Source organism: Enterococcus villorum (assembly GCF_007990225.1).
GTDB classification, from domain to species: domain Bacteria; phylum Bacillota; class Bacilli; order Lactobacillales; family Enterococcaceae; genus Enterococcus_B; species Enterococcus_B villorum.
This window is the reverse complement of sequence record NZ_BJWF01000012.1, coordinates 54947-68905: the sequence shown is the minus strand read 5'-3', so window position 1 is coordinate 68905 and position 13959 is coordinate 54947. Positions and strand designations below refer to the sequence as shown.

Annotated in this window: 8 protein-coding genes and 1 pseudogene; all 9 read left to right on the top strand. The window is 32.9% G+C overall.

Annotated features, from left to right (window positions below):
- The first annotated feature begins 184 nt into the window (after positions 1–184).
- A complete protein-coding gene (locus EVI01_RS06485) occupies positions 185–1615 on the top strand; it encodes an AcpB/EbpR/MafR family transcriptional regulator (protein WP_010750042.1) in 1431 nt (476 codons plus the stop codon).
- Positions 1616–1728: 113 nt separating this feature from the next.
- Positions 1729–2064 (top strand): hypothetical protein, encoded by a 336-nt coding sequence (locus EVI01_RS06480; RefSeq protein WP_010750043.1) that lies wholly within the window; start codon positions 1729–1731, stop codon positions 2062–2064.
- Between the two features lie 61 nt (positions 2065–2125).
- Positions 2126–5020 carry a hypothetical protein gene (locus EVI01_RS06475; RefSeq protein ID WP_010750044.1) on the top strand — a complete coding sequence of 965 codons (2895 nt, stop codon included), beginning with the start codon at positions 2126–2128 and terminating at the stop codon, positions 5018–5020.
- A gap of 32 nt (positions 5021–5052) precedes the next feature.
- Positions 5053–6764, top strand: a pseudogene (locus tag EVI01_RS06470) (VirD4-like conjugal transfer protein, CD1115 family).
- A gap of 306 nt (positions 6765–7070) precedes the next feature.
- Positions 7071–7301 (top strand): hypothetical protein, encoded by a 231-nt coding sequence (locus tag EVI01_RS06465; RefSeq protein ID WP_010750046.1) that lies wholly within the window; start codon positions 7071–7073, stop codon positions 7299–7301.
- A gap of 23 nt (positions 7302–7324) precedes the next feature.
- Entirely contained in the window at positions 7325–8149 is an 825-nt protein-coding gene (locus EVI01_RS06460; RefSeq protein ID WP_010750047.1) for a VirB6/TrbL-like conjugal transfer protein, CD1112 family, read from the top strand.
- Between the two features lie 9 nt (positions 8150–8158).
- Positions 8159–8521, top strand: a complete 363-nt coding sequence (locus EVI01_RS06455) for a PrgI family protein (RefSeq protein ID WP_010750048.1) — start codon at positions 8159–8161, stop codon at positions 8519–8521.
- A 55-nt stretch (positions 8522–8576) separates the two neighbouring features.
- Positions 8577–10817 carry a VirB4-like conjugal transfer ATPase, CD1110 family gene (locus EVI01_RS06450; RefSeq protein WP_010750049.1) on the top strand — a complete coding sequence of 747 codons (2241 nt, stop codon included), beginning with the start codon at positions 8577–8579 and terminating at the stop codon, positions 10815–10817.
- A gap of 32 nt (positions 10818–10849) precedes the next feature.
- A complete protein-coding gene (locus EVI01_RS06445; protein WP_010750050.1) occupies positions 10850–13870 on the top strand; it encodes a lysozyme family protein in 3021 nt (1006 codons plus the stop codon).
- Positions 13871–13959: the final 89 nt, after the last annotated feature.

Here is a 13959-nt window from a genome sequence, read left to right as displayed (position 1 = left end):
AATTAAAAAAAAAAAACTTTATTTAATGATTGTTATTTAATTTTTTGATAGATATAAAAATTAAATTTTAACATAAAAAAATTTTTTTTAAGAACTATTTTTTATAAAACTAGAAAAAAAAATATGGAGAAATAATGGAATTGACTGTACGATACACATATGTATGAAAGAAAGGGGAAAAGTAATGATGGGATTACTTGAAAAGCAATTGGAGAGGCAATTTGCATTGCTCTATATGTTGAACACAGAATCCTCGAATGTTAATGAATTAGCCAAGAAACTAAATATTACGGATAAAACATTAATTGCAGATATTGAACATTTTAATGATTCATGTTACCCAGTACACATTGGAATTAATCTTTATAAAGAGGTGACATTAACCATTCCGAAAAATATCAATTTAGATGATATTTTTACCAAGATACTCAATCATTCAATCAACGTTAAAATATTAAAATACATAGTGATTTCAGAACCCACACTGACAGAAATATCTAATGCGCTATTTTTAAGTAAAACAAGTATTCGTAGAATTGTATCCAAAATCAATACATATTTTTTTAATGAGAACATAGACATAAAGATTGATTTACAAACAAAATTAATCATTGTTGGGAATGAAACTGAAATTAGACGATTATTTGCAAGTATGTTTAAAGAAATGTATCGAGTCAAAGGATTCATTTATTTTGATACGATTCATCAGATATTACGTAGGTGCCTTAAAACACACAATAAAACTGCTAGTGCGCCTAAGATCATTTATTCCGTTTATTATATTTTTATTTCTATTATTCGTATAGGCAACAATCATTTCGTTCCAGAAAAGGAGTTGACTGACAAAGAATCTGTGGTAAATACCATCTTATCAGTGATTCAAAACGATACCGTATTTGCTACTTTGATGAATCAAAAATACCGATTTCATGTAAATAAAAATAATGTAGCAAATATCTTAAGTTCTTATTTTGGTTTGTTATTTGCTGATGATGAAAATGAGCATAAGCATTCGTTTATGCCAGCTAAAATTGAAAAGTTTCTTACTCATTTTTATTCTGTATTAAATATTCAGACGACTATTAGTAAAAGCAACGTAGACTATTTTTTTAACTATATTAATTTTTATAAAGAGTTAATGGTTTTTAAAGTGAGCTATGCAGATATTTTCTATAAAAAAACGATTCAAAATAATCCGAATATTTGGCAAGCTTATCAACGAGCTCTAGCATTTTCAGGACTAAATTTCATTAAAAAAAATGAATTATTACATAAAGATTTATTATTGGAATTACTTATTTCATCTAGCCAATTACTTCGCATGGTTGAACCCAAAGTAAAGGAAAAATCGATTTTAGTCTTAAGCTCACAAGAAATGGGTGTCTCTTTACTTTATAAAAATATCATTTTAAACAAATATCCTTTTTTTAAAAATATTGATATTTATGAGAAAGACATTTTTTCAATTGATTATCAGTTAGTGAATCAATACGATTTGATACTAACTGACTTATCTTTAAATCTAGAACGTATAACTGCAGAAATTTTAAAAATTTCAAAAGTACCAACGCCAATTTTTTGGACAAATTTAGAAGCATGTCTGTATCCTACGTAAATGTAGTCAATCGTGTTACGCCATATTTTTAATAATTTTGAAAAAATAGAAATTAATTTAACGAAATCATAGAGTATGATTAAAATAAAAAAGAACTTAAGGAGGACAAAATAATGAGTTTAGAAGACTATATGTTGTTAAATTGTGTGTTTCAGGGAATCGTAAAGGTAATAGAATTAGCATGGTTTTTGTGTGTTCAGATACCTTGGGAAATAATTAAAGGTATTTATAAATGCGCAACAAAAAATTCTGAAACAACGAAAGAAAATGCTCGTTATTCTAATGGCAATGCTCGTTTATCTGAAGATCGCACGGTTCAGCCTGAGAAGGAGACAAATCAGCTTAGCAAGGTTATGAACGAAGCACGAAGAAATAGTGAAATACGTAATGCAGGACTTCCGTTGCAAAATAATCATAGAAAAACTGTTATGCAAATGGGGACTTTATAATCAAAGCATGAGAGTACATTTGCAATGATTACTTGGAATAACAAGCAAAGGGGGGGAAAGTATGTCAATTAATGAAGAAGACATAGCAAATAATAAAAAAAATGAATTGACAAATCATTCTGTTTTAACAAATGAATTTATCAATCTTTTTATAGCTAATTTTACACCGCAACAAAAAGAAAAGGTATTAACAATCATTAAGGAAAAAGATGAAGCAACACAGAATGAGAAAGGTAATGTTGTAGATTTTTTTGAAGAACTAAAGGAGCAAGTGCTCAAAGGTATCGAAGAAGAAGCACTTGAAATAAAGATAAGTGCTCTTGAGGATAAGAAGCCGGACTCACCTCCACCTCTCGATCCTGAGACAGCAAAAAAAATGTTGAAGGAAATAGACAAGCGAAGAAAAATAAAAGAAGTAGCATTTGATAAGCAATTAAAAGGGTTAAAGAGCTTAACTCCAGAGCAAGCACTTAAATCAGTAGAACCTAGTTCACTTCAGCATCTCTCTAGATTAAAAATATTCGAATTTAAACGCGAACACGATGGGATTAAAGCTGGAAAAGCGAATTTAGATAAAGAAGTGGAAGATTTAAGGAAAAAGTTAACAAGTTTAAAAAAGCATAAATACGATAATATTGCCCATACGAATACAGAGCTAAAAAAATTGGATAAAATAGAAAATGTAAATGAAAAATTTTTGACGGCTCAAGAAAAAGAGCAAGTAAAAGAAATACATCAAATTGAAAATATTGTCGCTACAGGCCAAAAAATTGAGCGTACTCCTTCTTTTTCAAAACTTTTAATAACAAACAAAGACAATGAGGAAACAAGGTTACTGAAGTATGCCACTCTCCAACGAAACAAGTTAATGTTTCAACAAGAGAAAGCAACGAATGAAACAATTGTTCATGCATTAAGTCTAAAAGAAGAACCTTCAAACTTAGTACAGCAGGTCTCTTCACCTGAAATAAAGGAAGAAAAGAAGTTGAGGACTGAACAATCATTAACTATAAAAGAAGAATGGACAGCACAAAGATTACCAGGCACACGCAGACAAGTTGAACCAGAGCTAAATGAAAAAATAAAAGACTATGGATTAGAAGGATTTAAAATTCCAAGAGTACCGTCATCACTCAAAAAGGATACTTCTGAACTTAATTTAACGAATACAAAAAACGAAACACTTCTAGAAAACAAACCGATTTCTTTTGATCAGCCTGATCATAACATTTTCGAAACCGAGAATGCTCTTAGAAGAAGAGCACCTTTAAAGGATATTCTCAAGGATTCGGACTTTATAAAACGTGATTCTGGAGATTTAGATAAGATTTCAGTGGAATCCACTTCTAGAAAAGAGCTAAAATCGTGGGACGAAGTGGTTATACATAATTTACAAATGAAATTAGCATTATTGGAGCAGCGTGAACGAGTGCAAAAGGAACTATTAAAAATTGCTCCATATAATAATTTTCTACTTGATCCTTCAGCAAAGAAAAACGATGAAAAAGGTAGATATGCAGACATAAAAAATGACTTAGCTGAAAATACAAAATTACGTGAAAGTATCCAGGCCATATTACAAGACAAAGAAAAGCTTGCAGAATATATAGAAAAAGAAAAACCTAAAGATAAAAATGAGTTAACCAAAGAGATAGAGAATCTTACAATTCAGACGGCTGAAATAGAAGAAAAAGTAGCAGAATTAAAGGAAATTGATTATAAAGACCTTAAAAATAAATGGTATCATGTATTTTCACGTCCTTCATTTTACGCATTTTTAGGTCGACAAGCGTTATGGCTAACGCCATTAATATTTTTTAATGCTATACCTGGATATGTTTATAATCCGGCTTCTATTAACACGATGCCTGAGATCACGTTTTTGGAAAAAGGAGCGCAGATCACTAGCTCATTAAAAGGAATGCTTATGGGTACTTATGTGGCTCAGAGATTGTTATACGCGGCGCCTAAAATCATTCCAAGAATAACTGGGAGAGTCTCTCAAGGATTAAGAAACAGATTTCCTAAGGCAATGGAAAAAGTAGATAGAGCATTGGCTCCTTTATCGCGTGCCAAACAAAAAATAAATCAAATCGGGCAAGCGGTTAAAACAAAAACAGTAACACCCGTTGTGGCAAAAATAAAACAACGACTGTCTATTGGAAATTCTGAAAAACTCACGCCTGAACAAAAAGCCAATCGGGCAAATGGACTTGATCCTTATACAGGTGAAAAATTACCTTTTACTACTCGAGCAAAGAATGCTACACAAGATTTCATGAAAAGTGCAGGGAAACGTGTATGGAACAATAAATGGACACTTATGTCGATGATTGCCTGTACTGCGGTTTTCGCTGTTATGGGGGGACCGGTCTTATCTCTTGTAGCCCCATTTTTACCAGCGTCTATATTTGGAACAATAATCGCAGCAGCAGTAGCAGCATTTATTACCTGTGGAGCGATGTTATTAGTGGATAAGTTAATCTTGAAACCTATTCAAAATCGATTGGCTAGTAGAGAAAATAGAAATCGTGATCAGGTAGTAATGGAAAGATTTACACAAGATAAAGAAAAAGGGCAACATTATTCATTGGATAACAGCTTCAAAGAAAAAGTAGCTTCAATTGCAAAAATTGAAAATAAAGAACAAACCTTAAACCAAGAACAAACAAATAAAAAAGAGAGCACAATAGATACTAAAAAACAAGAAACACAATTATTAGAACCAAGACAATCTATCGCGAAAGTAGAAGAACTAGATAAGAAGAGTCAGTCTATTGTGAAAAAGCGAGAACAAGAAGGAATAACCGTAGCGATGATACATTATGAGAATGAAAGAAATAATAAGCGTCCCCTTAATGAATTGACTAGTAAAGCAAACGAAACAGCAAGACGAAAAAGTATAACAGGGACACAGGAGAAAAACAAGAATGAAAAAGAACAAGCGATTAGTTAAAATCTAGTTCAAAAGAAAGGATGATTAACAAATTGAGAAAGTCTCAATACGCACTGTGGGCTGTTCATGTGGTAGTGGTCAGTACATTACTTTATATTGGTAATCGTACGTTTTTTTTGTTTCTATCGCCCCAATATGAAGCTGTACCATTTTTAGAAAAAGTAACAACAGTCTTTTTACAAGCAGTCGAAGAAATTTCTAATTTTACTTTTCACTTTTCCTTTGACATGAAGCCTTTAATTGGGGGAGGTGTTTTTGTACTGTCATACGGTTTATTTGTGCTGTATAAGACATTTGATGAAAAGAAAATACGCCCTGGCGAGGAATATGGTAGTGCCAAATGGGGGAAATATCGTGACATTAAAGCTTTTTTGGATAAGAAAAAAGATTTTAATATTTTATTAACAAAAACAGAAAGCTTGTCTTTGTCAGGAAGAATGAAAATCACCGGTAAAGATAACTTTAATCGTAATAAAAATGTTGTGGTTGTCGGAGGAGCCGGAAGTGGGAAGACTCGTTTTTATGTAAAACCTAATTTGATGCAGATGCATTCTTCCTATGTTGTCAGTGATTCGAAAGGGTTATTATTAATGGAAACTGGGAAAATGTTTGAAGAAGCAGGATATAAAATCAAAGTGTTTGATTTAATTAATCGACGTGATACCCATCACTATAATCCGTTTAAATATATTAAGACAGAAGACGATATCTTGAAAATCGTGAATAACTTAATTAAAAACACTTCGAATCCAGACAAAAAAGGTGGCGATGATTTCTGGGAAAAAGCAGAAACAGCGCTATTGATGGCTATCTTTAGTTACTTGATTCAAGAAGTCGTCGAAGAAGACCGAACTTTGGGGAATGTCATTGAACTCGTTCGTTTAGCAGATATCGAAGAGGATGTGCCTGGCTTTGTGAGTCCTTTAGATGTATTATTCAATGAACTAGAAGAAAAAGACCCAACGAATTTTGCTGTTGCACAATACAAAATTTTTAAACTATCAGGAGATAAGACAACCAAGAGTATCTTAGTTAGTTTAGGGGTAAGGCTATCGCCATTTGATATTCCTAGCATTAAAGACTTAGTATCAAAAGATACATTGGAACTAGATACAGTTGGTGATGAAAAAACGATTCTCTATATTTTGTTGCCAGATACAGATACCAGTTTTAACTTTTTAGCTAGTATGATGTATCAACAGCTCTTTGATATGCTTGTTTACAAAGCAGATAATGTGTATAAAGGACGTTTACCATGCCATGTACGTTGTATCCTTGATGAATTTGCAAATATCGGACAAATTCCCGATTTTGAAAAAGTGATTTCCGTTATTCGAAGTCGTGAAATTTCAACCAATGTTATTCTACAAAACATTAGCCAGTTGAAAACTTTATACAAAGATACATGGGAAACCATCATTGGTACCAGTGATGTCTTTTTATATCTCGGAGGAATGGAGCAAAGTACCCATGAATACATTTCAAAACTTTTAGGGAAAGAAACGATTGAGCAAAGAAACATCAGTGTTACAAAAGGGGCGAATGGATCCTTTAATGAAAGTTTTCAAAAATTGGGTCGTAACTTAATGGACCCAGATGAAGTGGCTAGTTTAAAAGGACAACAATGTATTTTGAAAATACGTGGTGTTCACCCATTCTTATCTGAAAAATATGACATTGTTAAACATAAAAATTAGGAGATGTGACAGAAGAATATATGTATCAACGAAATCTATCCGCCTAATTCCGATTAAAAAATTCTTTTAGATGATGCATAATGTCAGTCTAAAAGAGTTTTTTTATAATGGAAGGAAATAATAACACATAAGAACCATTAAGCTTTTTTATTCTCTAAAGAAATAATTGAACTTTTTCTTATTAATAGCTAATGGAAACTTGATTTGATCATGATGTTTAAAATTTTTTAAACAAACTTTTTCTAAAATTTCTAAAATTAGAAATAACTGGTAAGCGCAACAAAAAAAATTCCCATATACTAATAAGTAGCAACAGAAAAAGAATACAACATTCAAAAAGGAGAATTAAAGATATGACAGATGCAAATTTATTAGAAAAGGTATTTAAATTAGTTTCCAATTTTACTTTAGTAGGCGGTGGACTGTGGCTTATTTGGGGAACAGTTATTTTAGCCGGTGCTTTAAAAGATAAAAATGGACCGCAATTGCAACAAGGAATTTGGCAAATTGTAGGGGGTGGATTAATTTTAGTAGCTGCCGGCTGGTTTGGCACACAATTTGATTTTTCCTCTCTTTTGAAATGATGTTGAAAGTGAGCGTTTAATTTATGACTGATGCAATAATGTGGATTTTTAATCAGATTATGTCTTTGTTGAATGGGGAAGACTTACAAAATGCGTTGAGTCAAAACCTAGCTAATTATTTATATGATGCTTATCAGTTAGTGAAGCAGTTGCAGACGCTGGTGGTATCTCCCCTTGCGTTATCTATACTAGCTATTTTTATTCTTTTAGAATTTCAAAAAATTTCCTTAAAAGTAGAAGGTGCTGGTGGCGCCCCGATGCTTGGATTTGAAATGATTATTAAATCATTTATTAAGTTTGCGATTTGTTACGTAGTCATTTTAAAAATTCAAGATTTATTAGATGGGATTATCGTTATTACTTCTAATTTAACCTATAAGGTATTAGAAATAGGGAATGCGGGTACTGTAAGAGATGTAGGAGAAAGAGTGAGGCAAGCAGTAGATAGTGAAAGTTTTTGGTCGCAATTAGTCGTTTTATTAGTCATGTGTATCCTCTTTTTAGTGGCACTAGTTGTACGTGCGTTGATACAAGTTACGATCTATTTACGATTTATGGAGTTATACATATTTAGTGCAATGGCGCCAATACCTATGGGGGCATTACCAAGTCAAGAATTCTCTTCTATAACTAAGAGCTTTTTTAAAAATTTTGCCGCCACGGGGTTACAGTCAACCTTTATAGCATTGGTTTTAATTATGTATCCTATATTGTTTATGAAGTTAATGGATGAATTAGGGTCAAATTTATGGGCAATTATTTTAGGTTTGACGATTTATATGATAGGTTTACTAATGTCTATCAATAAAACGAAAGGATGGGCAAAAACGTTATTGTCTGCATCGTAAGGAGGAATTATGGCAATAGAAGTAAAAGTACCAAAAGATATCAAAGAATACAAAGAAAAAATCATTGCAGGCATGAATTTAAAACAGTTATTATGCCTATGCATTGCCGGAGGATTGAATATCCTCATTGCGCTTATCTTTATTGCGTGGTTAAAACTACCAATGGAAATTGTTAGTTGGTTAATGATTTTGGTCTCTATCCCCATTGTGTCCTTTGGCTGGTTTAAACGAAATGGGTTAACGTTTGAAGTCTACCTTAAACAATTTTTTAAATATCATGTTTCTACAGGTACAAGAAAAAAGAAACCCAAAATGGTTACACAAGAAGATAAATTGCAGGATCAAATAGATTTAGGCGGGCAAGAAGTATGATAAAATTGAACCTCCAAAAAATAAAAAATAAAAAGCAGAAAAAAATCCACAAAATGTGGATTTTTTCAGAGATACGTTTTTCTTTAAAAATATATTTTCAGATGGCATTTGCCAAATAGATGAAAGTAGTTATTCAGTAACGATGGAATTGGATGATATCAACTATCAACTCTCATCAGAAGATAGTCAAATTGAGATTTTTTCTCAATACTGTGACTTTCTTAATTCTTTAAGTAGCAAGACGCAACTTAAGTTGACCGTTTTAAAAAAGAAACGACCATTGTCTGATTTACAAGCTGTTCTTTATTATCAAGAGAAAAATGATTTTTTAGATCCTTACCGTGCGGAAATGAACGACGTTATTTCTAGAAAATTAGATGAAGAAAAAAATGGTTACAAGAAACGAATTTTATTTACCTTTATTCAGCAACATCAAACGGTCGCATTTGCAAAAAAAGAATTAAACATGCTAATCGATCGTTTTTCAATGTTTGCTAGTCGTTTAGGTAGTAGGGCTAAGCAGGTCGATAAAAAGGAAATGCTGACCATTCTTTCAGAAATTTTATTAACAAAAAGCGAGAAGGAAGAGCCAGAACTTGAGGATATCTTGCCTGATGTGATTGAATTAAAACAACATAAGAATTATTTGAAAATGGACGATCATTATGCAAAAACAATTTATTTGCAAGAATATCCGGCAGAACTATCAGATACTTTTCTGTATGAATTGTTAGAAATTCCTAGAGAATTGGTCGTGACTTTACATATTAATCCACCTGATCAAGATGAAGCTTTTGATCTAGTAAAAACAAAATTAGCTTTTATGGAACAACAAAAAGTAGATGAACAAAAGAAAGCTCTTCAAAACGGCTATGATTTTGAAATGCTTTCCTATGATTTAACTTACTCTTTAACAGAAGCAAAAGAATTAGTAGATGACTTACAAAATAAAGGTCAAAAATTATTTTCGATGACAGGAAGTATCCATTTTAATGCGGATACTGTGGAAAAATTAGCAGAAATACAAGGTGAAATTTCTTCGATCGGTCGTCAATTTGGATTTAAAATCATTGAATTAGAGTTTTTGCAAGAAGAGGGATTAAATACAGCTTTGCCTTTGGGAGGAAATTCATTGCCTTTAGATCGTACATTATCAACAGCAAGTACGGCAATTTTCATCCCATTTACCATCTCTGATTTGATTCAAGAAAATGGAAAATACTATGGCGTCAATGCCATTTCAAAAAATATTTTGTCTTTGGATCGTAAATTATTGAAAGCACCAAATGGATTCGTATTAGGAACACCAGGTTCAGGGAAAAGTTTCTCAGTGAAACGTGAAATTGTCAATGTGTTATTACGAGATGCTGAGGATGAAGTGATTATTATTGACCCAGAACGTGAATATTCAGTCATCGGCAAAAACTTTAATGGAGAAATTATTAAGATTGCAAGTGACTCTTCAACGACGATCAATCCAATGGATATTAACGAAAACTATGGAGACGATACTGATCCGGTTGTTTTGAAGTCTGAATTTTTGATTTCGCTATTTGATTTGATTATCGGCGGTGCGTTAGGACTAAGTTCTACGCAAAAAACCTTGATTGACCGTGTATGCCGTCGAACGTATGAGACGATCAAAGATCGAATGCCTACATTTGTTGATTTTTACCATATTTTAAAAGAACAAGAAGAAGAAGAAGCCAGTCAATTAGTCATGGATTTAGAGATTTATATTGAAGGTAGCTTATCGGTTTTTTCATCTGAAACAAATGTAGATATTACGAAACGTTTAGTCGTTTATGATATTAAAGATTTAGGAAAACAGCTTAAAACGATGGGAATGCTAATCGTATTGGATCAAGTATGGAATAGAATTACAACAAATAGAGAAAGAGGAGTTCGAACGTGGTTATATATTGATGAAATGCAGTTGTTATTCACCAATGAATATTCAGAAAATTACTTTTTTGAACTGTGGAGTCGTGCCAGAAAATGGGGAGCGATTCCTACAGGTATTACCCAGAACGTGGAGACACTTTTGCTTTCTGATTTAGCACGTCGAATGCTTTCCAATAGTGATTTTGTCATGATGCTTAATCAAGCAAAATCGGACCGTTCACAATTAGTTAGGTTATTTGACATTTCAGAAGAACAGGAAAAATTTGTTGTGAATTCACCAGAAGGCTATGGCTTAATGGTGTTTGGTGATACGACGTTGCCATTTTATGACCATTTTCCAAAAGATACACAACTCTATAAGATGATGTCAACCAAACCAGGTGAAGATTAGCAAGAAAATGTAATCAGAAAGGATACGTAATAGTGCCCGATTTGAATGAACCAACTAATGATAAGAAAAATGAAAAAAATGACGACCCCAATAAAATTGTTACCAAACCGTTGGAAAAGGCTAAGGATTACCTTTTAGATAGCGGCAAAGATAAAAAGGGAGAAGGAAAGTCAAAAAAAGAAAAATTAGTCAGTAAAAAAAGCGAAAAAGCGAAAAAAAAGATCCAAAAAAACAGAAATATACGAATTATTTCAAAAAACAAACGTGCAATACGTAATGCGCAAAAAAAATATTTACTAAAGGTCAAAAAAGGGAAAGAGGCGGTATCAAACAAACGTTTGGCCTATACACGTTCTAAGGCCAAAAGGCAACAAATCAATCAAAGAAATTTCCGTCGTCTCTCCAATAAAAAAGATCGACAAGAAAAACAAATAGATGGTAAAACAACTGGTAGCCCATCTTACGAATCGTCAACCAAAAGAAAAGATCAAAATAGAAATCGCCAACGTAGAACACAAAGGCTAAAAAATCAAAAAAGAAAAGAAGGAACGTTATCAAAGGAACAAGTAAAGTTATTAAGTCGTAAAAAGGCAACGATTGATATCAATAGTTCACGTATCAAAACAAAAAATAAACGAGAAAATCTCCAAGAAAAATCACCGATCAAAAAAAATGACACTTTAAAGAACATCAAGGTAAAACCCAAAAAAGAAAACAAAAAAAAGAAACTTAAAAAAAATAAACGCAAAAACGGTAAAAAGAAAGTCATTGGCCCCAAAAAACTTTTTGGTGGAACAAAAGATGTAAAGAAAACCATGTTTAACAAGATGACAGGTAAAGGTGGCGCAAAAGGCAAAGTTCAACAAATGATCATTGATAAAGTTGGACGAGATGAAAAAGGTAATTTAAATATAATAGGGATTATCCTAACTGTTGTTTTTTTACTTATGTCGACTACGGTATTAACTGTCGTTGCTACTGTACTTGCTATTCTTATTGTAGTGATTGCTGTGGTTGCTGTGGTTATGACTATTTGGTCATTTATCGTTGCGTTGTTTACTATAAAAACCGAGGATATGGCTTTAACAGAAGCCTATGAGTACGTCACTTACTTAGATGCTTATAAAAATAGAGATATTTATAAACGTTACAATCAATTAGTTGAACAATATGATAAAGTTTATTTTGAAGTGAATGGGAGAGAATCAGATCCAAACAACTTTTCTTTTGTTTCTAATGCGGATAACTATGTTTATTATCTAAATGCAAAATATGAAGATTATGATATCCAAAATAGTGCACTTAAGGATTATTTGAAACGTTTGAAAGAACATACTGGTGTTGCAGCGCCATCTTATGTACCTATTCATGCTGAATTTAAGGATAGTAAACAACCGATGGATGAAGATCCTGTTCAAATAACTAAGGTAAAAGATGAGATTCATGCCATGCATGATGCTACTATCACATATAATGTAAAAGTGGAAGACAAGAAAGCAACGATGGACGTGAAGATCCAAACACTAGGAGAAATGCTTGATCTTGATCCGCAGTTAGAAATCTATGCACGTGATAAAGTCATCGGAACAATTCCTGCATTTTCGGAAGACGAAATTGATAAATACTATCCAGCGTTAGAAATGGATCGATTTGAGTCAAAAATCTTTATGAATAATCCTTTAGGTCAGGATAGATATTCTTCTGTTATCGCACAATTTGGTTATCGTGGCAAAGACGATGCAAATAAGAATACGGAGATCATCATAGCTGCTGAACCAGGTACGCCAGTTTATGCAACAACGGTTGAGAAAGTAATAGCTATTGAGTCCTATACTGCTAGAGATAGCAGTGGCAAAGAACAAAAAACGAGAAGTATCAAAACGCAGACAGCGAATTATCAACCCTATTACATCAATGTGACATCGACGAGACGTGTTGGAGAGGTACTCAAAGAAGGCGATTTGATTGGTTATACACGGGATGAATTCGATGGGAATTTATTGGTGTCTATTAAAGAAAGACGGATATTTCTCTATCCAAATCCCAGAGTCGTTCCAGTTGTTTTTATTGATAAATTAACTTATGCTGATCGCACGAAATTTAGTTATAACGATATCAATCCATTACAGGGTGATTTGCTCTACCCTCCAGAAAAAGTAACTAAATGGAAAGAAAAGGTAGAGAAAGAAGCAAAAAAATACAATATTTTGTCTTACACGAATGCGATTTTATCCATGATTTGGGTAGAAAGTGGAGGAGATGAAGAAAAATTACCTGATATTATGGGCATTGCAAAAGCGAAAGGGTTAACCACTACCGTTTCACCTGAAGAATCAATTGAACAAGGGGTTGAATATTTTGCCGACTTATTAAAGAAATCTCAACTCAATCAATTAGGCGACCTAGCAGCAGTTCAAGCTTATAATTATGGTGAAGAATATTTGGATGATTTGATTCGTTTAAATAGTAAATACTCTTTTGACCATAGCCGACTTTATGCCAAAGAAAAAAGCAAGGGACATACGGTTTCCTGTAATGATGCAGCGGCTTTAGATTTAGGCTTCAATTGGCGTTATACTTTTGGTGATATGTTCTACGCTAGGAAAGTTACTTATAATATTTCGAAAAATCTCAATAAAATGCTTCAAGTTGCAAAAGAAGAAATCGGCACACCAAATGGCGATAAGTACTGGGAATGGGCTGGTTTTACCAACCGAGTCGATTGGTCGGCACTCTTTGTTAGCTGGGCCGCCGATCAAGCGGGTTACATTGATGAGGGACGAGTACTTAAGACCTCAAGTCCATTGAATATGATGGAGTGGTTTAAAACAAATAAGAAATTTGTTGCCCCTGATGAAAAATATATCCCCCAACCAGGCGATTTAGTATTCTTTGATTGGAAGGGTGGAAAGACAGGAAAAGACCAGGTAGGCATTGTGGAATTTGGTAGTGGAAGCATTCTCCAAGTGATTGAAGGAAATTCAAGTAATTTAGTTAGACGAAATACTTATGCACTAGATGATCCAGCAATCTCTGGTTATGGAACTCCTTAAATATCTTGATAAATTCATAATAAACATTTGTTAAAAATAAGTGTTTCCAAACTTTTAATAATAAAGGTGGTGAGGAATTTCTAAAAACT

Coding starts and splice junctions, on each gene's coding strand:
- EVI01_RS06485 (WP_010750042.1), top strand. CDS start 185: ATGATGGGATTACTTGAAAAGCAATTGGAGAGGCAATTTGCATTGCTC.
- EVI01_RS06480 (WP_010750043.1), top strand. CDS start 1,729: ATGAGTTTAGAAGACTATATGTTGTTAAATTGTGTGTTTCAGGGAATC.
- EVI01_RS06475 (WP_010750044.1), top strand. CDS start 2,126: ATGTCAATTAATGAAGAAGACATAGCAAATAATAAAAAAAATGAATTG.
- EVI01_RS06465 (WP_010750046.1), top strand. CDS start 7,071: ATGACAGATGCAAATTTATTAGAAAAGGTATTTAAATTAGTTTCCAAT.
- EVI01_RS06460 (WP_010750047.1), top strand. CDS start 7,325: ATGACTGATGCAATAATGTGGATTTTTAATCAGATTATGTCTTTGTTG.
- EVI01_RS06455 (WP_010750048.1), top strand. CDS start 8,159: ATGGCAATAGAAGTAAAAGTACCAAAAGATATCAAAGAATACAAAGAA.